Annotated in this window: 20 protein-coding genes; 12 read left to right on the top strand and 8 right to left on the bottom strand. The window is 72.3% G+C overall.

The features are described from left to right. Nucleotides 1-122 precede the first annotated feature (122 nt). Together ACQVFL_RS19865 and ACQVFL_RS19860 are read left to right on the top strand one after the other, a co-directional pair. Complete coding sequence (locus ACQVFL_RS19865; RefSeq protein ID WP_431727282.1) at nucleotides 123-749, top strand: 3-oxoacyl-ACP synthase III family protein; 627 nt, start codon at nucleotides 123-125, stop codon at nucleotides 747-749. A 22-nt stretch (nucleotides 750-771) separates the two neighbouring features. Next, a complete protein-coding gene (locus ACQVFL_RS19860) occupies nucleotides 772-5,655 on the top strand; it encodes an AMP-binding protein (RefSeq protein ID WP_431727281.1) in 4,884 nt (1,627 codons plus the stop codon). Between the two features lie 8 nt (nucleotides 5,656-5,663). On the opposite strand, the gene ACQVFL_RS19855 is transcribed toward ACQVFL_RS19860, so the two are convergent. Further along, a complete protein-coding gene (locus tag ACQVFL_RS19855; RefSeq protein WP_431727280.1) occupies nucleotides 5,664-8,309 on the bottom strand; it encodes an AAA family ATPase in 2,646 nt (881 codons plus the stop codon). A 134-nt stretch (nucleotides 8,310-8,443) separates the two neighbouring features. On the opposite strand from ACQVFL_RS19855, the gene ACQVFL_RS19850 reads away from it, so the two are divergent. Next, entirely contained in the window at nucleotides 8,444-8,647 is a 204-nt protein-coding gene (locus ACQVFL_RS19850) for a DUF5988 family protein (protein ID WP_431727279.1), read from the top strand. Here ACQVFL_RS19850 and ACQVFL_RS19845 read toward each other — a convergent pair. From ACQVFL_RS19845 to ACQVFL_RS19830, 4 genes are all read right to left on the bottom strand, one after another. Beyond that, a complete protein-coding gene (locus ACQVFL_RS19845) occupies nucleotides 8,598-9,296 on the bottom strand; it encodes a 4'-phosphopantetheinyl transferase family protein (RefSeq protein WP_431727278.1) in 699 nt (232 codons plus the stop codon). The genes ACQVFL_RS19850 and ACQVFL_RS19845 overlap by 50 nt on opposite strands. Beyond that, nucleotides 9,293-9,745, bottom strand: coding sequence for a metallophosphoesterase (locus ACQVFL_RS19840; RefSeq protein ID WP_431727277.1), 453 nt, complete (start codon nucleotides 9,743-9,745; stop codon nucleotides 9,293-9,295). The genes ACQVFL_RS19845 and ACQVFL_RS19840 overlap by 4 nt, the downstream gene beginning before the upstream one ends. A gap of 539 nt (nucleotides 9,746-10,284) precedes the next feature. Next, the gene (locus ACQVFL_RS19835) at nucleotides 10,285-14,013 is read right to left on the bottom strand and encodes an endonuclease/exonuclease/phosphatase family protein (RefSeq protein WP_431727276.1); all 3,729 of its coding nucleotides are present in this window, start codon (nucleotides 14,011-14,013) and stop codon (nucleotides 10,285-10,287) included. Between the two features lie 244 nt (nucleotides 14,014-14,257). After that, a complete protein-coding gene (locus ACQVFL_RS19830; protein WP_431727275.1) occupies nucleotides 14,258-14,677 on the bottom strand; it encodes an RrF2 family transcriptional regulator in 420 nt (139 codons plus the stop codon). A gap of 91 nt (nucleotides 14,678-14,768) precedes the next feature. Between ACQVFL_RS19830 and ACQVFL_RS19825 the strand changes: the two genes are divergently transcribed. Next, entirely contained in the window at nucleotides 14,769-15,794 is a 1,026-nt protein-coding gene (locus ACQVFL_RS19825) for an NADP-dependent oxidoreductase (RefSeq protein WP_431727274.1), read from the top strand. Nucleotides 15,795-15,845: 51 nt separating this feature from the next. Here the strand turns inward: ACQVFL_RS19825 and ACQVFL_RS19820 are convergent, their stop codons facing one another. From ACQVFL_RS19820 to ACQVFL_RS19810, 3 genes are all read right to left on the bottom strand, one after another. Further along, complete coding sequence (locus ACQVFL_RS19820; protein WP_431727273.1) at nucleotides 15,846-16,112, bottom strand: hypothetical protein; 267 nt, start codon at nucleotides 16,110-16,112, stop codon at nucleotides 15,846-15,848. Between the two features lie 74 nt (nucleotides 16,113-16,186). Next, nucleotides 16,187-16,972 carry an IclR family transcriptional regulator gene (locus tag ACQVFL_RS19815; protein ID WP_396697015.1) on the bottom strand — a complete coding sequence of 262 codons (786 nt, stop codon included), beginning with the start codon at nucleotides 16,970-16,972 and terminating at the stop codon, nucleotides 16,187-16,189. Nucleotides 16,973-17,053: 81 nt separating this feature from the next. After that, nucleotides 17,054-18,361 carry a hypothetical protein gene (locus ACQVFL_RS19810; protein WP_431727272.1) on the bottom strand — a complete coding sequence of 436 codons (1,308 nt, stop codon included), beginning with the start codon at nucleotides 18,359-18,361 and terminating at the stop codon, nucleotides 17,054-17,056. Nucleotides 18,362-18,470: 109 nt separating this feature from the next. Here ACQVFL_RS19810 and fdxA point away from each other — a divergent pair, with 109 nt between their 5' ends. From fdxA to ACQVFL_RS19770, 8 genes are all read left to right on the top strand, one after another. Then, nucleotides 18,471-18,785 carry a ferredoxin gene (gene fdxA / locus ACQVFL_RS19805; protein ID WP_396697019.1) on the top strand — a complete coding sequence of 105 codons (315 nt, stop codon included), beginning with the start codon at nucleotides 18,471-18,473 and terminating at the stop codon, nucleotides 18,783-18,785. Continuing rightward, nucleotides 18,782-19,768, top strand: coding sequence for an NAD(P)/FAD-dependent oxidoreductase (locus ACQVFL_RS19800; protein ID WP_396697021.1), 987 nt, complete (start codon nucleotides 18,782-18,784; stop codon nucleotides 19,766-19,768). The genes fdxA and ACQVFL_RS19800 overlap by 4 nt, the downstream gene beginning before the upstream one ends. 93 nt (nucleotides 19,769-19,861) lie before the next feature. After that, nucleotides 19,862-20,626 carry an IclR family transcriptional regulator gene (locus ACQVFL_RS19795; RefSeq protein WP_396697023.1) on the top strand — a complete coding sequence of 255 codons (765 nt, stop codon included), beginning with the start codon at nucleotides 19,862-19,864 and terminating at the stop codon, nucleotides 20,624-20,626. Between the two features lie 208 nt (nucleotides 20,627-20,834). Further along, complete coding sequence (locus tag ACQVFL_RS19790) at nucleotides 20,835-21,689, top strand: fumarylacetoacetate hydrolase family protein (protein WP_431727271.1); 855 nt, start codon at nucleotides 20,835-20,837, stop codon at nucleotides 21,687-21,689. 96 nt (nucleotides 21,690-21,785) lie between these two features. Continuing rightward, nucleotides 21,786-22,952, top strand: a complete 1,167-nt coding sequence (locus ACQVFL_RS19785; RefSeq protein ID WP_396697027.1) for a hypothetical protein — start codon at nucleotides 21,786-21,788, stop codon at nucleotides 22,950-22,952. A 7-nt stretch (nucleotides 22,953-22,959) separates the two neighbouring features. Beyond that, nucleotides 22,960-23,799 carry an HpcH/HpaI aldolase family protein gene (locus tag ACQVFL_RS19780; protein ID WP_431727270.1) on the top strand — a complete coding sequence of 280 codons (840 nt, stop codon included), beginning with the start codon at nucleotides 22,960-22,962 and terminating at the stop codon, nucleotides 23,797-23,799. Between the two features lie 31 nt (nucleotides 23,800-23,830). Further along, on the top strand, nucleotides 23,831-24,202 hold the full coding sequence (locus ACQVFL_RS19775; protein WP_396697031.1) for a cupin domain-containing protein: 372 nt from the start codon (nucleotides 23,831-23,833) through the stop codon (nucleotides 24,200-24,202). After that, entirely contained in the window at nucleotides 24,199-25,200 is a 1,002-nt protein-coding gene (locus ACQVFL_RS19770) for a ribokinase (RefSeq protein WP_431727269.1), read from the top strand. The genes ACQVFL_RS19775 and ACQVFL_RS19770 overlap by 4 nt, the downstream gene beginning before the upstream one ends. The last annotated feature ends 45 nt before the right edge of the window (nucleotides 25,201-25,245 follow it).

The following is a 25,245-nucleotide window of genomic DNA, read 5'->3' as shown; positions in this document are numbered from 1 at the left end:
GCCTAGGGGGATCGACGCCCTACGTTTTCGAGCACGGGCAACACTGGTCTCCAGTCGGGAGTGGGTCAGTGGCACAGCATGTCGGGGTGCTCGGCACCGGTTCGTACGGTCCTGATCGCGTCGTGACCAACGAGGAGGTCGGTGACCCGGTCGGGGTGACCTCCGACTGGATCACGCGTAAGACGCTCATCCAGTCCGGCCGGTACGCCGCTGAGGACCAGGCCACCTCGGACCTGTCCGCGCGGGCGGCCGAGCGGGCCCGCGAGGGCAGCCACGCGCTGGTCGTCGGCGCCGACCTGCGCGGTCTCGGCTCCGAGCACGAGATGGTCGGCGTGCGTGCCGGGGGCAGCCGGGTGCCGGCAAGCGCCGAGACGGTCAACGACGGCGACCACTACTTCCGGATGCGGGGCCGTGACGTGCGCCAGTTCGTCAGCGACCACGTGCCGCAGTTCCTGGCCGAGCTGCTGGACGCTCACGACACCACCACGTCCGAGATCGATCACTTCGTGCCGCACCAGGCCAACGGTGTGATGCTGGGGGATCTGGCGAAGGCGGCCGGGCTGGCCGGCGCGCAGACCCACCTCACGGTCGGGCACTACGGCAACACCGGGGTGGCGTCGATCCCGCTGACGCTCGACGAGGCCAACCGGCACGGCCGCCTACGACACGGTGACCTGGTGCTGCTGGCCGGGTTCGGCGGCGGCATGTCGCTGGGCGCCTGCCTGCTGCGCTGGTGCGCCCCGAACTGACCGCGCGGAATCCCGGTCGCCGATGCTGCGAACCGATCTGATCAGGCCGCTGCCCGAACTGCTGCGCGGGCACTCCGCGGCGGCCGGCGACAAGGTGGCGTTCGCCGACGACCGGCGTGCCGTGACGTACGCCCAGCTGGAGCAGCGCACCGCGCGCCTCGCCGGGCATCTCGCCGCCGCAGGCGTCGAACGCGGTGACCGGGTCGCCGTGCTGCTCGCCAACAGCGTCGAGGTGGCCGAGAGCTACTTGGCGGTCAACCGTGCGGCCGCCGTCGCCGTCCCGCTCAACCCGGCCGCCACCGACTCGGAGCTGACCTATCTGCTCGAGGACTGCGGTGCCGTCGCGGTGATCACCGACCGCCGGCATCGCGCGCAGGTCGAGCGGACCGCCGGGCGCCGGCCACCGATGCTGATCGTGACCGGTGCCGGTCCGCGAGCCGGCGGCCCGGCGCTCGGTTACGAGCGCCTGGCCGGCGCCGAGTCACCCCGGGCGGCCCGTGACGATCTCGACCTGGACGCCGCGGCATGGATGCTCTACACCTCGGGCACCACGGGCCGGCCGAAGGGTGTCGTGTCGTCGCAGCGCATGTGCCTGTGGTCGGTGGCCGCGTGTTACGCCCCGATCCTGGGACTGTCGCCGGACGACCACCTGCTGTGGCCGCTGCCGATGTTCCACAGCATCGCGCATGTGCTGTGCGTACAGGGTGCCGTGGCGGTCGGAGCCAGCGTGCGCATCATGGCCGGATTCTCCGCCGACGAGGTGCTGGAACGCCTCCGACAGGAGCCTGTGACGTTCCTGCCGGGCGTGCCGACGATGTTCCACTACCTGTTGCGTGCCCTCGGCGGCGAGCGGCTCACGGCCCACCGCCTGCGTCACTGCCTGGTGACCGGCTCGGTAGCGAGCGCGGCGCTGCGGTCGGCGTTCGAGTCGGCGGTCGGCGTGCCACTGCTGGACACCTATGGCGCCACCGAGACGTCCGGCGCGATCACCGCGAACTGGCCGACCGGCGCCCGGGTGGCCGGCTCCTGCGGGCTGCCAGTGCCCGGGCTGGCGGTCCGGGTGGTCCACCGCGACAGCGGCGCAGACCTGCCACCTCGGCAGGAGGGCGAGGTCTGGGTCCGCGGGCCGAACGTCATGCTCGGCTACCACAACCAGCCCGGCGCGACCGCGCAGGTGCTGCGGCACGGCTGGTACCGCACCGGCGACTTGGCGTACCTGGACGAGGCCGGATATCTGACCATCACCGGACGCAGCCGAGAGCTGATCATCCGCGGCGGCGAGGGCATCCATCCCGCGGAGATCGAAGAAGTCATTCGCGCCGTGCCCGGTGTCGCCGACGTGGTGGTCGCCGGCCGCCCGCACGAGATCCTCGGCGAGGTCCCGGTCGCCGGTCTCGTGCCCGCCGGGCACGGGTCGATCCACCCGGAGGCGGTGTTCCGGGCATGCCGGGAGCGTCTGTCCGCATTCAAGATCCCGCAGGAGCTGCACGAGATCACCGACGTGCCGCGCACCAGCTCCGGCAAGCCCCGCCGGCATCTGCTCAACGACCGGCAGACCCAGATCTTGGCCGTACGCCTAGGCGGTCATGACCCGCTGTACCGCCTGGAGTGGTCGTCAGCCCCGGTGTCGCCGGCTCGTGCTTCGGCGGTGGACAGGCCGTCCGTCACAGTGTCGCCGGGGGTTGTCTCGGCGGCGGGCTGGGTCGCCGTCGGGCTCGACCCGGCGACCGTGGCAGCGGCCGGCATCGGGGCGACCACCGACGATCTGCGCGCTGTCGTGCACGGCCACGAGACGCCAGCGGTCGTGGTCACCAGCGCCGACCAGGACTGGGCGGCAGTGCCCACCGGCGCCGACCGGGCTGCGGCGGCAGTGCCCACCCGGCTGGTCGTGGTCACCCACGGCGCGGTGTCCACTGGTGCCGGCGAGGGCGTACCGGACCCGACCGGCGCGGCTGTCTGGGCCCGGGTACGATCATTGCCGGCCGACCAGCGTGACCGCGTCACCATAGTCGACCTCGACGACAATCCGGTGTCGGCCCGGATGCTCACGCTCGCCGTCGCCCTCGGCGAGCCCGGCGTGGCGATTCGAGCCGGCGCCGTCCTCGTGCCGCGCCCTGCGCCGGCCCGCACAGCAGCCGAGGTGATCCTCCCGGTGCTGCACCGCAGCGGCGCTGCGCTGATCACCGGGCGTTCGGCCGACCTCATGATTTTCGCGGCGCACAGGCTCGTGCGGGCACACGGCATCCGGCACGTCAGCTTCGTCACCACCACAGCGATGGCGGACCTCGACGACGCCACCGTGTCGACCCACCCGAGCGTCGCCGAGGCGCTCGCCGCGATCCCCGTCGACCGGCAGTTGACCGTCGTCGTCCACACCGACGTACACGCCACCGACGAACTCGCCTCCCTGCACCGCCAGACCGAAGACATCGACCTCGCCGGCTTCGTCGTGTTCTCCGCCGCGGCTGGCGTCCTCGGCGATCCGACCCACCCGGAGCTGGCGGCGGCCGCCGCGCACGCCGACGCGTTCGCCCAGAATCGCCAGGCCCGTGGCCTACCCACCGTAGCGATCGGCTGGGGCAGCCGAGGCATCAGCGGCGCCGAGGCCGCCGCGGTGTTCGACGTCGCCCGTGGCCTCGGCGGGGTCGTCACCGTAGCCGAAGCCTCCCCGAAGACCCCACGGTCAGACCGACCCGTCGACCGCCCCGGACACGCCGACCAGTCGTCGTCGCCCGAGCCGCCCGCTACCGCCGGACCCGCCACAACCGTGGCCGTCGGTCCGGCCACCACCACCGGGGCACCCGCCATTGCCCGGCCGAAAGCGATCGGCCTGGGCTGCCGCTCTGCTGGTGACGCCGATGGCCCGGCGGCACTGCGACGGCTGCCAGCCGAGGCCGGGCGGCCGGACGACCCCATCGCGATCGTCGGCCTGAGCTTCCGATCGGCCGTCACCACGGACCTGTTCGACGGCGACGTGGCCGATCCGCGGCTGCGCCTGCTGCTGGAGCGTTCCTGGCACGCCCTGGAGTCCGCCCGGATCGACCCGTCGTCGGTGCGCGGCACCGGCACGGCGGTGTTCGCCGCCGCCGACCTGGCCGGCCCGCTCACGCAGGGCTCGGGACTGGTAGGCCCGCTCGCGCGCACTCTGGGCCTCGTGGGCTCGGCGCTCACAGTCGCCGTCGGCTCGTCGACGCTCGTCGCGCTGCACCTGGCCCGGCGCGCCGTCGAGGCGGGCGAGTGCGACCTCGCGCTGGTGGCCGCCCCCGACGGCGTCCTGGTCCTCGAGCGGCACTCCCGGGCCCGGCGGCACGGACACGCAGCACTGGCCATGATCAGAGGCAGCGCGGTCGTCCACCCGAACCGACGGCCGGACCGGTCCGCGCTCAACGACGCGGGCTTGGTCGACCATGCGGGCTTGGCCGAAGATGCCGCCCCGGCCGATGGTGACGCGCCGGCCGGTGTCGCCGACCTACACACGGCTGTCCTCGCGGTCCGGCGCGGCACCCCACGCGGATTCCCGCACCGGCGCGAAGTCTCCTCGGGCAGTGCCACCATCGTCCTGGAGCAGGTCGCCGCAGACGTGTGCCGGGCACCGGCCGCTCCCACCCGGCCGTTGCCCTTGGTGCTGTCCGCCCGCACCCCGGCCGCCCTGCGCGCCCGTGCCGGCCAGCTGCTCGCCATCGACCTACCAGTGGCCGACCTGGCGACATCGCTCGCCACCACCCGGGCCGTCCTCGCGCACCGGGCAGTCGTCGTCGCGCAGGACGCTGCCGCGGCCCGCGCCGGCCTGACCGCGCTCGCCGCTGCCCGATCCGCCCCTAACCTGATCACCGGCCCTGCGCGTCCGACCGAACCAGGCCTGTTCACCGACGCCACGGGCCGACCCGCTATGGCCTTCCTTTTCGCCGGCCGGGGTGCCCGGCCCGAGCTCGGCGCCGACCTGCACCGCGCCCACCCCGTGTTCGCCGCCGCGCTGGACAGCGCGTGTGCCGAGCTCGACCGGCATCTCGACCGACCCGTCCGTGAGCTGATGTTCGCCGCGCCCGGCACCCCGGCGGCGTACCTGCTGGACCGGGCCGGCTACGCCGAGCCGGCCCTGTTCGCCTTCGAGGTCGCGCTGTTCCGGCTGGCCGACTCCTGGGGTCTGCGGCCGGACTTCCTGCTCGGCCACTCGGTCGGTGAGATCGTCGCCGCTCACGTCGCCGGATCGTTGTCGCTGCCCGACGCCGCTCGGCTGGTCGCGGCGCGGGCCCGGCTGGTGCGCGGGTCCGGCGGTGCGGCGGCAGTCGTCCACGCCTCCGCGACGGAGGTTGCCGCCTCCCTGAAGCACCGGGGGCCCACTCTGGCGGTCGCCGCCGTCGACGGACCGGAAGCCACCGTCGTGGCCGGTGAGGAACAGGCCGTCGAGGAGGTGACCGCGCTGTGGCAGGTGCGGGGACGCCGTACCCGGCGCCTGCCGCCTGGCCACGTTCCCGGGCCCGACTCGGCAGCCGCTGATCTCCGCGCCGTCGCCGCGGAGATCAGCTTTCGCGAGCCGGCCATTCCGGTGGTCTCCACGGTGACCGGCCGGCGGATCGACCTGGCCGAGCTTCGGACTGCGGACCACTGGGTGCGACACCTGCGGCAGACGGTGCGCTTCGCCGACGGGCTCGCCTGGCTGCGCGACCACGGCGTCGGTGCGTTCGTCGAGCTGGGGCCGGACGACGCGCTCACCACGCCGCTGGACGGGGCCATCCGCGTGGCGCTGCAGGACGGGCAGAGCACTGAGACGTTCGCTCTCGCCGCCGCGTGTGGGCGGCTGCACGTGGCGGGGGTGCCGCTGGACTGGGCCGGGCTGCTCGCCGGAACCGGTGGGAGTCCGGTCGACCTGCCGCTCTACCCGGGCGTACCCCTAGACAGCGGATAGGGGTCGGCTCACGCGGATTCGTCCCAGAGCGACTCGGCCGAGCCGAGCAGTGCCTCGGACAGGCTGGCCCGGCTGTTGACCGCGAGTTTGCGGTAGATCCGGGTCAGGTGCTGTTCGACGGTGCTGATCGTGATGTAGAGCTTGCCGGCGATCTCCCGGTTGGTGTGCCCGTACGCGGCCAGCGAGGCGACCCGCCGCTCCGCGTCGCTCAGCGTTGCGGCGACCGGCATGACCTGGGGGGACTCCGGAGCGGGCGGGGGCAGCAGCTCGTCGCTGAGCCCTGCGGCGCCGCACTCCTCGGCCAGCCGGCCGGCCCGGTGCACGGTGGTGCGGGCCTTCGCCGAATCGCCCAGGGCGTGATAGGCGCGGCCCAGGTCGGCGAGCGCGTACGCGGCGCCCAGCCGGTCGCCCTGTTCGCGCAGCAGCCGGACCGCGTCGCGCAGCTTGGCCGGCCGTCCCCGCAGGTCGGTGGCGGCCGCGAGCAGCACCAGCGCGTATCCGCGGGTGCGGGTCTCGGTACCGGTGAGCAGGGTGAGCTGCTCGTCGAGGTAGGCCCGTGCCTGCGGGATACGCCGCAGTCGCAGGCAGCTGTCCGCAGCCCCCAGACGCCAGGCCGCGACGCCGGGCCGGTCGACGTTCCAGCCGCGCATCAGGTCCCCGCAGGCCAGGAAGTCACTGAGGGCGGCGTGCGGCCGGCCGGCGGCGAGGTGGTGACGGCCACGGGCGTCGAGGAAGTGCAGCCCGAACAGCGTGTCGAACATCGGCGCGGGCAGCGGTGTACGGACGTGTTCGTCGGCTTCTCGATGTTTGCCCATCAGGGTCTGCGCAGTGAGCAGTGTGGACAGTGGTGCGCCGACCGCCAGGCCCCAGTCGTGGCGGGACATGGTGTCGAGGGCGGCGGTGGCGAGGTGTTCGGCAGCGGGCAGGTTGCCGGCGCGCAGTGCGATCTCGGCGCGCAGGGCGCCGAGCAGCGCCCGCCAGGTGGGAGAGAGGTCGCCGGTCGGCGTGGCCGACCACCGGACGGCGCGTTCGACGTGTTCGCTGTAGAGCAACGCGGCCACGGCGCCGGCGGTCGCGGCGGCAGTGGAGTCCTGCACGGTGGCTGGCAGGATCTGCTCGGACGCCGGGTCGGTGGGCTCGCCGCGTAGCGCCGCGATCAGCGCGCCGCCGGGGAACTCTACGCCGGCCGGCAGGTCCGCGAGGTGAGCCGGAGCCAGGCAGGCGACGATCAGTCTGCTCAGCGACAGCGCCGCGTCGGCGTCGCGGCCGAGATCCGGGCGGCGTACGCCGAGCCGGTTCAGCAGGCGTTGCGCCTCCGCGCCACGGCCGTACCAGGCCAGGTAGCGGGGCAGCAGGATCGCGTCGGCGAGAGGGATGCGGTCGTTGCCGTCCGGTGCGAGGTCGATCAGGTGCACCAGCGCGCCGGCCGGCCCGGCCCGCCACTGCACCTCGGTCAGCGCCGTCGCGAGGGACGCGCGCCGGCCCTCGTCGGCGGCGATGCGGTGGGCGAGACCGAGGTAGCGCACCGCCTGCCCGGTGTCACCGTCGGCGACGCTGTGGTCGGCGGCCGCGCGCAGCACCGGCACGGCCCACTGCTCCTGCAGCGGTGTCGCGGCCGCCAGGTGGGCGGCGACCACCGGTACGGCGGCGCCGTTCCGGTGCAGCAACCGTGCGGCGCGCCGGTGCAGGTCCGCACGGTGTTCGGCGGCCATGCCGTCGAGGACGGCTGGTCCGGCGAGCGGGTGGCGGAAACGGCCGCCGTCGTCGAGCAGTCCGGTGCGGGCGAGCAGGGCGGCGGTCCGGTCGACGTCGGCGGCCGGTAGTCCGCCGAGGCGGCCGGCTAGCGCCGTCGAGGCATGGTCGCCGAGCACCGCGAGGCAGCGGGCCATCTGTAGCACGGGCGCTTCGAGACGGTAGAGGCAGTCGTCGACCGCCCGGGTGAAGCCGGCCGCCGAATCGGCGAGCAGCCCGCGCAGCAGTGCCGGGCTGCCACCGGTGAGACGGTGGTACTCGGTGGCCGGCGAGAGAAGCCCCGACCGACGCCCGCCGAGGATCCGTGCAACGCCCGCCTGGCTGAGCGGCCGCAGGTCGATCCGCCGGGTGTGGTGCCGGCTCAGAAGTTCGGTGCGCAGCACCGGTTCGGCCGGCGACAGCACGTCGCAGTCGGCGCCGACGACCACCACCGGGATCGCCGCGATACGCCGGGTCAGGTACAGCAGCCAGCGCAGCGACGACCGGTCGATGTGCTGCAGGTCGTCGACGCACAGCGCGAGGGGACGGTCCCGGGCCAGGTCGCCGGCCGCGCGGAACAGGTCGTGCAGCCACCGGTCGCCGAGGTCGGCCTCGGCGACGAGCCCGGCGCCGTGGTGGCCTGCGGGGTCGCTGTAGAACAGCTGGCTCAACACGCCGAGCGGCAGGGTGCTCTCGGCCGGTGATCCGGCGGCTTCCAGGACGGTGAATCCGCGTGCGGTGGCGTCGGCGGCGGCGGATCGCAGCAGCGCGGTCTTTCCGCTGCCGGGCGGTCCGGCGATGATCACGGCGCCTCCGCGGCCGGCGCTGCCGTCGTCCAGCAGCCGCCGCAACGGGACGAGGTCGTGATCGCGTTCGACCAGTCCCGTGCCGGAAGCCACAGCCGTGCCGGAGGGAAGTTCCATGCCGGAAGTCTGCGCCATCGACGTCGCTCATCCGCGAGATGAGCGCGGTAATAGGGGCTGGGATACGGGTGCCCAGGATCGTCTGCGATGCCCCAGCATCGTGTGCAGTCAGCCCCGCACGGGAGGTGCACCCGATGGATCTCACACGACGCATCGAGGCCACGCTGGTCGGCGGCCCGTCCGACGCGCCGATCTCGGCGATGATCGACCGGCACACCGAGATTGACAAGATCAAGATTGACTTTCTGGGTGGGTACGAGCACTTCGAACGAGAGATCGGCACGGATGTCACCGCGCCGGTGTACCGCTGGACCATGCGGACGAAGATCGCCGAGTAGGGCCGGGTGGTACGAGGACCACGGTCACGACCAGGCCTGCGGCGACGAGGTAGCGGCCGTGCATGGTCCGTGGCACCGGCCCGGCGGCGGGCGCGGTGATGTGACCGGCGAACGTCCGGCCGGCCGGGTCGATCGCGAGCCGGGCGTCACCGAAGTCGAGCTCGTGCCGGGTTAGCGGAAACCACGCCTTGTAGATCGACTCCTTGGCGCTGAACAGCAGCCGGTCCCAGTGGACGGCCGGGTCGGTGTGCCGCAGGCGGCGCAGCGTATCCCGCTCGCCTGCGGTGCTGATCGACGCGGCGACGCCGCCGGGCAACGGCTCGTGCGGCTCGGCGTCGATGCCGAGCCCGGCCGCGTGCCCGGCGAGGGCCACGGCCGCGGCGCGGTAGCCCCTGCAGTGTGTGATGCTGCCGGTCACCCCGGCCGGCCACCGCGGGTCCCGGCGCGGGCCGGGCAGCAGGGGCGCCGGCGCGAAGCCGAGCTGCCCGAGCGCCGTGCGGGCACAGCGGCGGGCGGTGACGAACTCCGCACGGCGGCCCGGCACGGCCCGGGCGATCAGGTGTTCCTCACCGGGAAAGCACGACTCGCCGGCCATGTCGGCGAACGCCTCGGCGCAGGCCACCGGCGCCGGCAGCAGCAGCTCGATCACGGCCGCCCGGCCAGGATCCGGCGCAGCGGGTCCGCCCCTGTTCCCCGCCGGCGCCACTCGCGGGGACAGCCGAGCGACACCTGCTCGAAGCGGACCCCGTCGTGGTGAATGGTGCGCGGGAGGCGCAGGTGGCCGTCGTCGTCTTCCGGCGTGTGGATGCCGTGGTCCGGGCACACGTCGACGAGCGCCCGGTAGCGGTCCACCCCGCGCAGCCGGACCGGATCGCGCGGATGGGTCCGCAGCTCGTGGTTGCCGGGCGACCAGAGCGCCTCCCGAAAGCGGCCGCGCAGCCGGCGCAGGGTGCATTCGGCGTCGGCGTCGATCGCACCGACGTCGCCGGCGACGATCAGCCAGTCGTCGTCGGACTCCGGCGCGAGGCGGTCGGTGATTTCACGATTTTCGGCGTACGCCACGGGCAGGTCACTGACGGCGAAAAGGGAACCCGGCATCGCCTCGATGCTGTCAGCACCGATCGTCCGCGGCACCCCCTATTCCGCAGCGACTGGGGTATCCACGTCACCGCCGGGCTCGGCATGTTGGGCGGCATAAGACGGCACCTCGCCGACCAGTGGCGCCGCCGGGCTCTGGCCGCACTGCGCCGGTCGGGTGACGCGGACGGGACCATGCCGCCGGAGCGGGTGTGCGGCAACACCACGACGGCGCCGAGCCCGCCGAGGTCCGTGCGGCGGTTCTCGACGACCTGGTGAACCGCGCGACCTCGATCTGGTTGATGCTCGGCGGCGCGGCCCTAACGACAACTCAGCCCCACCACTGCGAGATCGAGAACGCGAAGAACCTGGTCGAAGCCGCCGGTAGCCGAGTTCGGATCGTCGGGGAGGCCCAGGTCGACGTCCGCAGCAACCGGGACGGGCGGGGCACCCCGGCCGTCACCGACCGGATCCTGCGCTTCGCCCCGCGCCGACCTCCGGCCGGACCGGACGAGCCCCCTCCCGGCCGGGCCCCCGACGGGGGCCCGGCCGGGAGGGGATCAGCTGGTGGCCGCCTCCCAGACCCAGGTCTGGATCGGTCCCGGGCCGGAGGGGTCGACGGTGAGCTGCTGGCCGTACCCGTGCTCGGTGAGGTACAGGTCGGTGGGCACTCCGTTGACCTCGGTCCGGTTGGCCAGGGTGAAGGAGGCCCCCTGCTGCCGCACGCACCACAGGTACTCGTCGGTGTCCGGGCGGAAGTCCTCCAGGGTCACCCCCGCCCCGAAGGTGGCGTTCCCGGTCGCCGAGGAGCTGAGGTACCGGCCGCCGTTGACCAGGTAGTAACAGGGGGTGTCCCCGGTGGACCCGGCGGGGATCCGGGTGAACCGCTGGTTGGGGCCGTCGGTCTCCTGGTACAGGATGATCGGGGTGCCGACGCTGGTGCTCTCCCCGGAGACGTCGGCGACCAGGTCGTGGGTGCCCTCCACCGGGTAGTGGGTGATCTCCTGCAGGTCGGTCATCTCGGGCTCGGACTGGAGGAAGAAGCGTTGCCGGGCCGACCCGTCGGGGTCCCGGCCGGCGAGCAGCCCCAGCTCCGGCACGACGGTCAGCAGTTGGTCGGTGACCCGGTTACGCAGGGTCCAGGTGCCGTCCTCCTGCGGATCGGGCCACCACAGTTGGTCCAGGGCCTCCTGGTGCCACTGGACCACCCAGCCGTCCCGGGCCCCCTCCGCCTGCCCCATCAGGCTGCCGGTCAGCAGGTTCATGATCTGGTAGTACCCGGGGTGCTCCCCGCTGCGGATCAGGGACCACTTCTGCTGGAAGCCACTGTGGTACGGGGCGTCCACCAGGAAGTGGCTGCTGCCGCCGTGGACGATGTCGACGACGTTGGTGGTGCCCGCGCTGCGCAGCAGGATCCCCTGCCCGGAGGGGGGCTCGGCCACCGGGGGTCGGGGCTCGGCTGCGGCCTGGAGCACCAGGTCGAACCGCACCGGTAGGTGGTCGGAGGTGCGGATCTCGGTCACTACCGTGCTGCCCGTGACCCGGGGCGCCCCCACCCCGCGGGGTACCACCGCGTAGTCCAGCAGTGCGGTCGGGTTCGTGCTGGGGTGGGTCGCGGCTGCGGGGGTGTGGACCGCGAAGTGGGCCGCGTCCAGCACGGCGGCGAGGGTGTCCGGGTGCCGGTTGAAGTCCCCCATGGCCACCCAGTCCCGGGGGGTGTTGTTCGGCCCGGCGGTCAGCATCCGGACCCGGATGGCCTCCAGCAGCCCCGGCACGTCGTTGCCGCCGCCGGAGAATCCGTGCAGGCTGAAGAAGACCGTCCCGCCGACGGTGACTCCCAGGGCGGGGCGTCCCCCCAGCGGGTTGGCCACCACGACGATCCCCGCCGGGTCGACCTGCTGCCGGGTGGCGATCGCCATGTTCACCCGGCCCTCGTTGACCTGGCTGGTGTCGGTGTGCAGCCAGTAGAGGTACCCCCCGGGGCGGGTGACCGTGCCGCCGTACCTGTACTCCACGACGTCGGGGGCGACGAGGCCCTGCGGGCTCTGGCGCACGAAGTCGTTCTGCGGGTGGTCGGCGAGGTGGGTCGCTCCCCCCGGTGGGGTGCCGGCCTCCTGCAACGCCACCACCTCCGCGTCGCGCAGTAGGGGCAGCAGGCCGCTGGTGTACTTGTTGTCGTACGAGCCGCCGGCGTTCGACCCGGCGCCCTGCATGTTCCAGGTGGCCGCCCGGTGGGCCTCGTCCTGCCGGGGGTCGAGCTGCCCGGCGTCGCGCAGGAACAGGGAGGGGCGGCGGGCGTCCGCCAGGCGGACCACCCCCTGGCCCCCGGAGTAGTCCAGGGTCTCCCGGCCGGACCAGTCGGGGATGACCGCACCGGACTGGGTCAGGTGCCGGAACCGGGCGGGGTGCGCCGGGTCCGAGCCGAACTGGTGCACCGCGTCGGCGGGCACTCCGGGGCTCTGCGCCGAGTAGGGGGTGTAGGGCGCGAAGGGCCCCCCGGGGGTGGCCTGCTTGGTCAGGGTGTTGCCGTGGAAGACGTTCTGCGGACCGGTGGAGCCCGACCACTTGATCGCCTTCGGCCCGGCCCCCCACCAGATCGGATACCAGGTGCCGTCGTCGAGTTCACCCCCCTCCCCGCCGCAGTTGGCGGTGCAACTGCCGGAGCGGTGCTCGTAGGGCACCCGCACGGTGTTGCCCTCGAAGAGGTTGTACCGTTCCCAGCCGCCGTGCAGGTTGAGGTCGGAGTCCAGGTCGTTGCGGAAGGCGACGTTCCGGCTGGCCGACCACTGGAAGGTGAAGTGCCGCAGGTTGCGGCTGGTGTTGTACGCGTACAGGGAGTCCCAGACCCGGCTGCCGCGCAGGTACCCGTTGCCGCCCTTGCCCTTGTTCCAGGCCCCGTCGAAGGTGTTCCCCTCGATGTGCAGGTTCCGGGCGACCTCGGTGACCAGGGGGTGGGAGCCGGTCATGGTGCCGTTGAGGCCCCGGGCCCAACTGTTGGCCGCCCACTTGAACAGGACGCCGTGCATGGCGTACTCGGGCGCCAGGTTGCCGTAGTTGTGCACCGCGTCGGCGGGGGAGAGGGCATAGCTGCCGCCGCCGACCTTGGGCAGCCCGGTCATGTCCTGGGTGAAGGCGAAGTCCTCGAACCCGACCCCCTCGACCACCTTCAGGGGGGTCACCTTGCTCTGGAAGGGGGTCTCGGTCAGCAGCGGGGCGGAGCCGTCGGAGACCGAGTCCACCGGCAGGTCGAACTCCAGGGGCCGGTCCAGGGTGATGGTCTTCGCGCTGCCGGAGACACCGACCACCCGGAACATCTGCTGGCGCATGTGCAGGTTCTCGAACATGCTGCCGTGCTCGGCGTAGCTGAGCCCCTGCTCCTCGTAGAACTTGATGCTGTTGGCCGCTCCCACCCAGACGTGCCCGCCCAGGCTGAACTTGCCCATGTCGGCGTTGCTCACCAGTTGGATCACGCTCTGCCCGGCCCGGGCGGAGAACCCGGGGTCGGTGGAGCGGGCGGCGACCCGGATCCCGGAGACCCAGTGCTGGTTGACCGAGCCCTCGAAGAGGTCCTTGCGGTTGGCCGGGGCGGACTGCCACTCGTCGACGTACCGGGTGGCCACCTCCCGGTTCTGCACCTTGAACAGGGCCCGGCCCGGCCAGATCCAGCCGCCCCGACCGGTGTCGTTGCCGCTGCCCCAGGTCATGGTGGTCGGTTCCCAGCGGCTGCCGTCGGAGCTGAGGGTGTCGTACCGGGTGTTGGTGTCCGGGCGGAACACCACCCGGGTGCCTCCGGTGCCCGAGCCCTGCCCCTTGAGCAGCAGGAAGCTCGCGTCGACGGAGATCTGCCGGGAGACGTCGATCCGGCCGGCGGGTAGCTCGATCAGGGAGAGCCGGTAGTGGCTGGCGGTGGGGGAGCAGTCCGAGCGGATCGTGTCGATGGCCTGTTGCAGGCCGGCGCTGTCGTCCACTCCGTCGTCGGGGACCACCCCGAACTGGCTGGCCAGTCGGGCCGGTTCGATTCGGCAGGGGGCCGCCCCGGTGACGTATCCGGCGGACGGGACCTGGCCGCCCAGGTATCCGGCTCGGGACCAGTCGGGCAGCCCCTCCCCGGCGACGAACCGGTTGGCCACCCCCAGGTCCGGCTGGCCGGGTGGGTCGGCCGTCGCGGCCGAGGGCAACGTCCGGGTCGGGGTGCGGGCCTCGGCGGCGGAGGCCGGGGTCGCCACCCACGGCGGTACGAGCATCGCGACGGTCAGGACCGCGGCGAGCGTGGTGCGATCGATTGTCACCCATGAAGGATCGGGCAGTCGGGACTGATTGTGAAGGGTCGGCGACTATGGGTGATCCCACAGCCGGATCGGTGGGCTCCCGGGTGCGAAGCGCGATGGCGAACGTCGCCCCCAGTGCCCTCGCCGGGGCCGGGTCGCTCATGTGGAGCACAAGGCGGGGCCGTGGGTGCGACGTGCTTGCGATCCACGCCGGTTTCAGCGCGTCGGCGAGTGCCCTAGCCGGCAGGTCAGGCCGGAAGCACCGTTAGATCCACACTCCCGGCCGTGGTGCGGTCGTGGTTCCGAGGATGTGTTGATGACAGCTTGCGAGGGTGTGGCTGGCCAGGACCTGCAGGATCGCCTCTTCGGCCTGGTCGTGTACCTGGGTGAGGAACTCGCGGCCGTGGCCGGTGTTGAGGTAGCTCTGGCACTCGGTTCGCCGGTTGTCCCACAACGGTTTGTCGCCCACGGCGGCGAGGTAGATGTCGCGCAGCGTGATGCGGTCGGGGGGTGTGGCCAGGTGTAGGCCGCCGTTTCGGCCATGGGTCGAGGTGAGCAGTCCGGCGCGGATCAGCGGGGCGGTGAGGCGTCGGACCAGTACGGGATTGATGTCCAGTGCCTCGGCGAGTTCGGCGGAGCTGCGCACCGGGCGAGTGTCCTGATCGGCGGCGGCGAGCGCCATCATGACGTCGAGTAGTGCGGGAAACCGCAGGTCCGGCAATGTCTGGCCTCCCTCCTACCGTCCGTGCGAAGTGTAATCCATGGAGTAGCGGTTTGTGGGTTTATATGTCACTCTTGGAGTGTCATATTGGTGGTGGCTCGCTCGGCGCCACGGTGCGAGCACGGGAGGAACTATGCGAGCGGTCGGTTTCACGGACTTCGGCGGGCCCGAGGTGATGCAGATCTTAGAGTTGCCGCAGCCGCAGCCAGGTCCGGGTCAGGTGCGGATCAAGGTCGCTGCCGCCGCCGTCAACCCGGCGGATCTGAACATTCGGTCCGGCGTCGCCCGCCGGAAGTATCCGAATGCGTTCCCGCTCTCCGATGGCTACGTGGTGGGCGGCGACGCCGCTGGTGTGGTGGACGCGGTGGGCGAGGGTGTGCGGCCCGAGCTGGCTGTGGGCACGGAGGTGATCGCGGTCCTGCCCACACGCAAGACCGAAGGGGCTCAGGCCGAGTACGTCGTCGCCCCGGCGGAATCGGTGGTGCGCGCCCCGGCGGGGGCGGATCCGATCGCGGCGTCCACGCTGTTGATGAACGCGTTGACCGCCCGGATGGCCCTGGACGCGCTGCACCTCGCACCCGGCCAGACGGTCGCGGTCACCGGCGCGGCCGGTGCCGTCGGCGGCTATGCCGTGCAGCTTGCCCGGGCCGACGGTGTGACGGTGATCGCAGACGCCTCCGACCGTGACCGCGACCTGGTGGCCGGTTTCGGCGCCGACCACATCGTGGCCCGCGGCGCCGGGTTCGCCGACCACGTGCGCCGCATCCGGCCGGACGGGGCTGACGGTGTGATCGACGCGGCAGGGCTCGACGGCGCGGTCGCACCGGCCGTACGGGACGGCGGCACCATCGCCTCGGTCACCCTGCACAGTGGCACCACCGAACGGGGCCTGCGCTGGTCACCCGTCGTGGTCTCCACCCGGTTCACCGACACCGAGACTCTCACCCGGCTGCGCGATCAAGCCGAGTCGGGCGTGCTCAGCCTGCGGGTCGCAAAAACCTTCCCCGCCGAACACGCCGCCGAGGCGCACCGCTATCTCGCCGCTGGCGGCGTCCGCGGACGCCCCGTCCTCACCTTCTGATCGCTTACGGACAGTCGGGCCGGGCGCGCCCCGGGTCGTGCCTGATGAGGCTCAGCGGCCGGTGGCTGTGCGGACGAGGTCGGCGAGTGCCCGGGAGCGGCTGTGTGGCGGCCAGGCGATGACGGTCGTCACGGTCGGCGCGTCGAGAACCGGTACGGCGGCCAGGCCCTCGAGCAGGTTGGGGCGACAGGACTCGGGCAGGACCACGGTGGTGCGGCCAAGCGCGTACCTCTGCGCCAGTGCCCTCGGGATAGGCGCCGCCGGGGCCGGGCCAGCGGGCACCTGAGGACGGCCGCTGTCCACGAGGGCCTGTCTCACCTTCGGCGGTGACGGAGGGTCCAGGCCGAGGCCGAGGCCGCGGGTGAAGGCGTGCAGGTGGGGCAGGTCCGTGGTCAGCCGGGTGGATCGATGTTGCCCAGTTCGGCGCTGATCGCCGCTGCGGTCCGCTTGAGCTGCTGTGCCAGCGGCGAGTCCGTGCCTTCGGGTACGGACGTGGTGGTGCCCACGATGGCGATGGCGGCCACGAGCGTGGCTCCCCGGAACACGGGGGCGGCGATGCTGCGTACGCCGTTGGTGGAGGGGGTGTTCGCGGAGATCCCCTCGTGCCGGATCTTCTTGATCTCCTGGCGCAGTTCCTCGGAGCTCTGTAGGTCGGCGTCCAGTCCCGGGATCTCCTCGGAGGGGAGGTGGGCGCAGAAGACCCGGCCCTGGGCGGACTCGGTGCGTGACAGCCGTGAGCCGGTGCGGACGCTGACCCGGATCACCCGGTCGGTGTTGTCGTCGGCGCGGACCACCACGGCGGTGTCGCCGTCCCAGACGCTGAGTACGACGGTCTCGTCAACCGCGCGAACCAGTGCCTGCATGTACGGGCCGGCGATAGTGATCACCGGCAGGCCGGCGCGGGCGGCGGCCGACAGGGTGAGAATCTGCGGCCCCAAGGAGTAGAGCCCTTCGCGGTCGTCGTAACGCAGCAAGTTGCTCTCGCGTAGCGCCTTGGTGTAACGGTGGGCCGTGGCCTTGCTGGTGCCGAGGCTGGCGGTGAGTTCGTTCAGGGTGAGTCTGGGGCGGCTGGCGGTGAACGCACTGAGGATCATCGCGGCGCGTTGTACGGTCTGGATTGCCGGCGTACCCGGCTCGGTCGGGCCGGGGCCGGGAGTGGCCACCACGTCGTCGGCCATGCAGGGCCCTTTCTCTCGTCGGACCGCAGCCTGCCGCCCCACTGTTTCGTTCTGCGAGACATCATTCTGGCATGTAATACGCTAGCGGTCGACTGCCGTGCGTCCGACAGTCGCGTGCCGCAGCAAGATGTGAGCGTAGAGACGGGCAAAACGCACGAGATCCGACACGGCGAGCACGTCGACGCGAGGGTCTTGCGGGTCGGTTCCGGGGCGGGGACCCACCCGGGCCGTGTCGATCCCGGCCGCGCGCAGGGCCGCGCCGTCGGTGGAGCCCTTCCAGCCGGAGATCGGCGCGGGTGGGGTCTGCTGGGTGAGCCGCCAGGCGGCGTGCGCGTGCCTGACCACGGGACGATCCGGTGCGGTGCGGCCGGCAGTCTGCACGACGTGTCGGTCAACCGTGATCGCGCAATCGGCCAGCGGCCCGTTGGCGAGCCCCCGGACGAGTCGGGTGTGGATGTCGCGGCGGATGCGATCGGGATCGTCGCCGCTTGCGGTGATCACGTAGAGGTGCAGTTCGACGATGCCGGGCAGGATGTCCGGCTTGCCGGCCAGTCCGGAGTGCACCGCGCCCACCGCCGCCTCGGCGGCCATCTGCCGGTCGCCCGGTCGCCGGGTTCGGACGTGGTCGATCCGCCACCGCTCCAGGATGCGAAGCACCGCGCCGAGGTGGGCGAGCGGACCCCCGGCGGGCGCTGCCTGGTCGCGGGCGAGCACCGGCCGCATGCGGGTGCGAAGCGTGACCCGCACGAACATGGCTCCGGGCTCCTCGTGCAGGATTCCCGCCGGGCCGCTCTTGGCCACCACCGCGGCTGCCGGGCGGTCGGTGTCGAGGTAGTGCGCCAGGCCCGACGGCGGGACATCGGATCCCTGCGGGCCGTAGGGCGAACCGTGTGTCCCGGCGCTGGCCAGCAGGAGAGTGAGCTGGTGCGGCAGGCGGGCCTGGCGGACCGCTCCGCTGGCCGCCGCGAAACCGACCAGCGCGGCGGCTGCCGGGCCGCGTGCCACGCCGAGGCCGAAGCCGGCCAACCGGTCCCCACGCCGGTCGACGACCAGGCGGGGTGGTGGGGTGTCGATGCCGGTCACTGCCCGGTCCGTCGCGCCCTCGCCGGTCAGGGACGTGTCGAGGTGGGAGTAGATCAGTAGTTCGTCGGCGACGTCGCGCACCGAGCGGCAGCGCAGGTTCGCGCCGGTACGACCGACGGGATCAACCTGCCAGTCGAGATCCGGCCACCGCAGTCGCGACCAGCGGGCCAGCCGTTCGGCCAGGGCGCGTTCCCGGCCGCGAGGGCTGGCCCGCCAGGACATGGCGCGGAGCGCGGCAACGACCGATCGGGCATCGATCGTTCGGTCGGCGCTGCGTTGGAGCGACGTCAGGTTCGGGTCCGCCACCCGACTAGCGTAACCTATGCGAGATGCCATCTCGCATGTTGACATGGTTCGGTGATCTGCGGTTGGCTACGACGAGACGGCCCACGCCGTGGCTGAACAGGGAGGAACCATGGTCTACGTCGTGACCGACGCCTGTCTTGACATTCAGGACCGGTCCTGCGTCGAGGAGTGCCCGGTCGACTGCATCTACGAGGGCGACCGGATGATGTACATCAATCCGGACGAGTGCGTGGACTGTGGCCGCTGTGAGCCGGTCTGCCCGGTCACCTCGATCTTTCACGACGGGGACCTGCCGGCCACGGCCAGCAGGTTCGCCCGCGTCAACGCCGAGTTCTTCGGTGACATCGGTTCGCCCGGCGGGGCGCGGAAGATCGGCCGGATCGGCCACGACCATCCGGACGTCGTGGCCGATGGTGGCGTGTGAGCACCGCAGCCGGGCGGTACGAGGTCGACCTGGCGATCGTCGGCGCCGGCCCGACCGGTCTGTACGGCGCGTACTACGCCGGGTTCCGGGCGATGACGGTGGCGGTCATCGACTCCCTTCCACTGCCGGGTGGGCAGATCGCCGCCCTGTACCCGGAGAAGGAGATCTTCGACATCGCCGGGATTCCGGCGGTACGTGGCCAGAGCCTGGTCGACGCCCTGGTGGCGCAGGCCGGCACTGCCGATCCGCACTGGGTGCTGGGCGAGAGCGTGGTCACCTTGCGGACCGGTCCGGACGGGGTGGAGTTGGGGACCGACGCGGGAACCGTGGTACGGGCCAGGGCGGTGCTGCTCACCGCTGGCATCGGTACGTTCACACCTCGCGAGTTGCCGGTCGGGTCTGACTACGCCGGTCGGGGACTGCGCTACTTCGTACCCCGGCCGGACGAACTGTCCGGCGCCGACGTCGTCGTGGTGGGCGGCGGGGACTCCGCCGTGGACTGGGCGTTGGCGCTGCACCCGATCGCCCGATCGGTGACCCTGGTGCACCGTCGTCCGTCCTTTCGCGCCCATGAGCGCAGCGTCGCCATGCTGAAAGCGTCCCCGGTGCGGGTACTCACCCCGTTCGAGGTGGTGGGACTGGCCGGCGATGATCGGGTGACCGGGGTCGCCCTCGCCGAGACGGGTGCCGGGCGACAGATCACGGTCGAGGCCCAGGAGGTGGTGGCGGCGCTCGGCTTCATCGCCGATCTAGGGCCGATGCGCGACTGGGGCCTGGAGTTGGGGCGCCGGCACATCCTGGTGGATCGGTCGATGCGCACCAACCTCGACCGGGTGTACGCGGCCGGTGACATCGCCGACTACGAGGGCAAGGTGCGGCTGATATCGGTGGGCTTCGGGGAGGCGGCGACCGCGGTGAACAACCTCGTCCCGCTGATCGACCCGACGAAGAGCACCGTCCCCGGACACTCCTCGGACGCCTGATCCGTCGGCCCGCAAGGAAGCCGCAACGGTGTCGCGGCGCCGTGGTCGGCCGGGAGTAGAGTCATGGCGACGACGATTGCGCGGAGGCGGTGCATGGCACGGCGACGAGCCGACGACCCGACTGCGGACGGGCCGGCCATCCAGACCGTGCAACGGGCCGCGCTCATCCTCGGTGCGTTCACCCCGGCCCGGCCTCGACTGAGTCTGGCCGAGATCACGGAGGCGATGGCGGTCAGCAAGGCGACCGCCCACCGGTACGCCCGCGCCCTGCGGGCCGCGAGCCTGCTGCGGTACGACCCGGCCGAGTCGCGCTACTCGCTCGGTCCGCAACTGCTCGCGCTGGAAGCTGCGGCGCGGGCGGCGTTGCCGATCGTCACCGCCGCCGAACCGCACATGCAACGGCTGCTGGCCGAGGCCGACCACACCGTCGTGCTCAGCGTCTGGAACGGGGAGAGCCCGGTGGTGGTCCGGTGCGTCGACAACACCTCCGGTGACGTGCGGCTCAGTGTGCGGACCGGCGTGCAACTGGACCTGCTCCGTTCCGCCCAGGGTCGGGTGTTCACCACCTTCCTGCCCGGTGCGGAGCTTCCGGCGTCGGTCCGACGGCTGCGGCCGTCGGCGCAGGCGCGCCAGGTGGCAGAGGAGATTCGGCGGGCCGGTGTGGCCGAGAACTCGCCGGAGGACTTCGGGGTCCGGGTCTTCGCCGCCCCCGTCTTCGAGCGGGGCCAGGTCGTCGCCGCGATGGCTGTGCTGGGCACGACGGTCAGCCTGGAGGGCGGCGCGCTCAGTGCGCCCGTCGAGGCGTTGCGGCGGGCGGCTGCGGCGCTGTCCCGCGAACTCGGCGACCTTTCCGACTGACAAGGTTCCGGCACACCGGCCGGTCCGCCGGTGTCGGCGGTCGTGCGTACCGACGATGCGGGCCAGCCGGCGAGGTTGGCTGCCCGGGTGCCCTTCCGTGCCTGCTCCGGCTGCGCCGCCCCCGGGTCTGAGCCCTGCCGGTGGCCGTCCAGCACGTTGCCATCGTTTCACTTGACAAGATGGCATCTCGAATAAAAAGATCCCTGGCATGAACCTGGTAGCGACCGGACACGGTCTCGGCCTGCTGGAAGGTGCCGAGGTGGCCCTTCTCGATCTGCCCTACCCCGACGTGGCGGCCATGCTCGCGATCGGGGAGGGGTGGGCCCCGGTACGGGCGGCCCGGGTGCGCGAGCGGTGGCCGCTCGACGGGCTCGGGTCGGCACTGAGCTGTCCGCTGGCCAGTGCTCGGGCCTTCTGGGGGGTGGGGCTCAACTACCACTCCAAGGTCGCGCAGACCGGTCGGGCCGTACCCGAGAGTCCGGTGCTCTTCCTGCGGTCCCCGGCTGCGGTGTCGGGACCGGGCGCCACCGTGACGCTGCCCGCGGCCAGTCGGCAGGTGGACTACGAGGGTGAACTGGCCGTCGTGGTCGGACGCCGGATGTCCGGTGTTCCGGCGGCTGACGTCTGGTCCTACCTCGCCGGAGTGACCGCGGCGAACGACCTGACCGCCCGCGACGTCATGGCGGTCACCGGCAACCCGAGCCTGGCCAAGAGCTTCGCCGGCTTCGGCGCCCTGGGCAGCTCCGTTCGAGAGCTGACCGGCCCGCTTCCCGGCGCGAGCACCAGCGTGTCGACGTGGGTCAACGGCGTGCTCCGGCAGCACTCCCGCATCGACGACCAGATCTTCCGGGTGCCCGAACTGCTCGCGCGGATCTCCCACTACAGCGTCCTGGAGCCGGGCGACGTGGTGCTCACCGGTACGCCGGCCGGCACCGGACAAGACCGGTCCGACTTCCTGCGCGACGGGGACGTCGTGGAGGTGTCGGTCACCGGTGTGCTACCGCTGCGCACCTTGTTCGCCGCCGGCGACGCCGACCAGGGGAGCGGTCCCGTCGTGCGGTAACCACGACGAGGCGCATCGGGCCTTCGGCGACCGGCCGCCGGGTCCCCCATTCCGGCCGGTCCGACGGCCACTCACAGCGAAAGACGGGACTAACCCATGAAACCCGAACCCGACCTGTTCGATCTCGTTCTCGCCGGCGGTACGGTCCTCGACCCGGCGACCGGCGGCCGGCAGGTCGCCGACGTCGCGGTCTCCGGCGACCGTGTCGAACGGATCGCCGTCGGCCTGGACCGCAGCCGTGCGACGCAGGTGATCGACTGCACCGGCCACTGGGTGCTGCCCGGACTGGTCGAGGCGCACACCCACATCTTCGCCCACGTGTCGAAGGTGGGCGCGCCGCCGGACGAGGCGCACCTGCGGAGGGGCGTGGTCGCCGCAGCCGACGCCGGTACGGTCGGCGCGTCGACCTTCGCCGCGTTCTCCCGGTTCGTCGTCGCGCCCGCCGAGATGCGGCTGGTCAACTTCCTCAACGTCTCCGTGCTCGGCCTGATCGACTTCCGTTTCGGTGAGCTGCTCAATCCGGACACACTCGTGCCGGAGGACGCGCTGGACGTGGCCCGCGCGAACCCGCAGACGGTCCGCGGTTTCAAGATCAGGCTGTCCGAGGACGTCCTTGGCGGTGCGTGGCGGCGCCTGCTGAAGATGTCCCTGGAACTGGCCGCGGAGGCCGGGCTGCCGTTGATGGTGCACATCGGCGAGACCGAGGAGCCGCTGCCGGCCGTGCTCGACCTGTTGCGCGCGGGTGACATCGTGGCCCACTGCTACACCGGCAAGCCGCACGGCATCCTGCAGGACGGCCGGGTGCTGCCCGAGGTCCGGCGGGCCCGGGAGCGCGGCGTGCTCTTCGACTCCGCGCACGGCCGCAGCAACCTCAGCTTCGACGTGGCCCGGGTCGCCATAGCCGAGGGGTTCCTGCCCGACCTGCTCACTTCGGACACCAGTGCCCGCAACTGGCAGGGGCCGGTATTCGACCTCGTCACCAGCGCCGCCAAGCTGCGGGCACTGGGCATGAGCATGGAGGAGATCGCGCCGCGGATGACGCTGCGTCCCGCCCGCCTGCTCGGCCTGGACACCGAGGGGTACGGCACGCTGGTGGAGGGCGGTCCGGCACACGTGACAGTGCTGGCCGACACCGAGGAGACGGTGCTTCCGGACGCGGCCGGAAACCAGTTGTCCGCGCCACGCCTGGAGCCGGTCGTCGTGCTGCACCACGGGCGTCAGGTCGAACCGGCGCCCTGGCGTGGGTCGCGGCGGCAGGTCTGAGGCCGGGATGTCCGCCCTGGGCGTCTGGGAGTGGCGCCGCCGACTGCGTGACCGACTGGCTACCGGGGACCGGGTCGTGGGCACCTTCGTCAAGCTGCCCACCGTCGACTCCGTCGAGTTGGCCCGCCTGGCCGGCTTCGACGTGGTGGTGATCGACGCCGAACACTCGTCGCTGTCCGACCGGGACGTGCTCGGACTGGTCCGCCACGCCGCCGGCATCGGGCTGCCCGCGTTGGTGCGGGTCGCCGCCCTCGACGCCGGTGAGATCAACCGGCTGCTCGAAGCGGGTGCCGTCGGACTGCACCTGCCGATGCTGCGCACCGGGGCCGAGATGCACGGTCTGCGGGCGGCCACCGCCTACCCGCCGGTCGGGGAGCGCAGCCTGAGCCTCGCCCATCCGGCGGCGGCGTACGGATTGGTCGGTCTGGACGAATACCTGCGCCGGGAGGCGGCGGACCCGCCGGTGCTGGTCGGTCAGATCGAGACGGCGACCACCGTCGACCCGCTGGACGAGATCGTGGCCGGACTCGACGTCGTGTTCGCCGGTACCACCGACCTCGCCGCGAGTCTGCGGGCCGGCGGGCAGGACCGGACCGCGCTGCCGGGGCGGCTGGCGGAGATCGCGTCCGCCGCCACCCGGGCGGGCGCCGCGTTCGGCGCGTGGTCGGCCACCGCCGAGCCGGACCAGTTGCGCCGGCTCGGTCCGGCCCCGGTCCGCTACCTCGTCGTCGGCTCCGACCTGCAGGCACTGGGGTCGTCGCTGCGTCATCTCGCCGAGCCGCTGTACGCCGACCGGCCGGTCACCCTCGACGGCGCCGCGCCGTCCCGGCCGGACGAACCTCGATGACTGTCGGCCCCGGCCGACTGGAAGGAGCACGATGCGCAACGACCCGCTCTATCACGTCGCGGTCAACTGGGACGACATACCGGCGACCGACCTGCGACCCGGGGTGCGACGAAAGATCTACGCCACCGACGAGGTGCTGTTGTCCTGGCATGAACTACAGGTGGGCATGCAGGCGAATCCGCACCGCCACGAGGACTTCGACCAACTCGTGTTGATCCTGCGGGGCAGGTGCAACTACCACGTCGATGGGGTCGCACATCCGTTGGGACCGGGTGGGATCCTGCTGGTCCCACGAGGGGCGCTGCACCACATCGAGCCGACCGAGGGGCCGTGTGTCAACGTCGACGTGTTCGCGCCACCCCGTGGCGACCTCGCCGACGCCGCCTGGCGGCCGGGCTCGTGACGTCGGAGTCCGCCGAGATCGTCGTGGTCGGCAGCCTGAACCTCGACGTCGTGGTGCCGGTCCGGCACCTGCCGGCGCACGGACAGACGGTCACCGGTGGTGAGTCGACCCGCGGATGTGGGGGTAAAGGCGGCAATCAGGCCGTCGCCGCGTCCCGGCTGGGCCGTTCGGTGGCGATGGTGGCGGCGGTCGGCGAAGACCCGGACGGTGACTGGTTGCGTACGGTGCTCGACCGGGAGGGAGTCGACATCTCGGCGGTGCACCGCACGGCGGAACGCCGTACAGGGCAGGCGGTGGTCCTGGTCACCGCAGACGGCGACAGCACGATCGTGGTGAGCCCCGGGGCGAACGGCTGGCTCTCGCCCGGACACGTCGCGGCGGCGTCGCGGCTGTTCGTCGGTGCTCGGTGTCTCCTGCTGCAGCACGAGGTGTCCACCGAGGTCGTCGCGGCGGCGGTCGGCCTGGCCGAGGGGCTGGTGCTGCTCAACCCGGCGCCGGCCCGGCCGGTCGACGCCGCCATCCTGCGGCGGGTGGACCTGCTCGTGCCGAACCGGGGCGAGTTGGTGCAGTTGGTCGGTGCCGGGCGGCCGGACGGGGCCGGCTGGGAGGGTGCGCCCGGATTCGACGCCCTCGCGGCGATGGCACGATCCCTCGGCGTACGCGGCCAGGTCGTGGTGACGCTCGGCGCGGACGGTGCCCTGGTCGTGGACGATTACCGGTACGAGTTGGTGCCGGCGGAACCGGTCGAGGCGGCGGACACCACAGCGGCCGGGGACGCGTTCTGTGCGGCGTTGGCCGATGCGGTACTCGACGGCGCGTCGGTGGTGGAGGCGGCGCGCTTCGCCAACCGGGTGGCCGCGCTGACGGTGACCCGACCTGGGGCGATGGACAGTCTGCCGCACCGGCGGCGGCTGTTCCCCGGCGAGCCCGACCGTCTCATTGGGCAAAACGTCATCTCTCTTGACGAGACAGATGGCCATTGTTATGGTCCGCGTTAAGCGGTACCTCCAGTCCTCGGCCGTAGCTGAACCCGCACCCGCTGC

It is taken from the genome of Verrucosispora sp. TAA-831 (assembly GCF_050780145.1).
Taxonomy (GTDB): Bacteria; Actinomycetota; Actinomycetes; order Mycobacteriales; family Micromonosporaceae; genus Micromonospora.
This window is presented reverse-complemented; position numbering and strand designations above follow the sequence as displayed.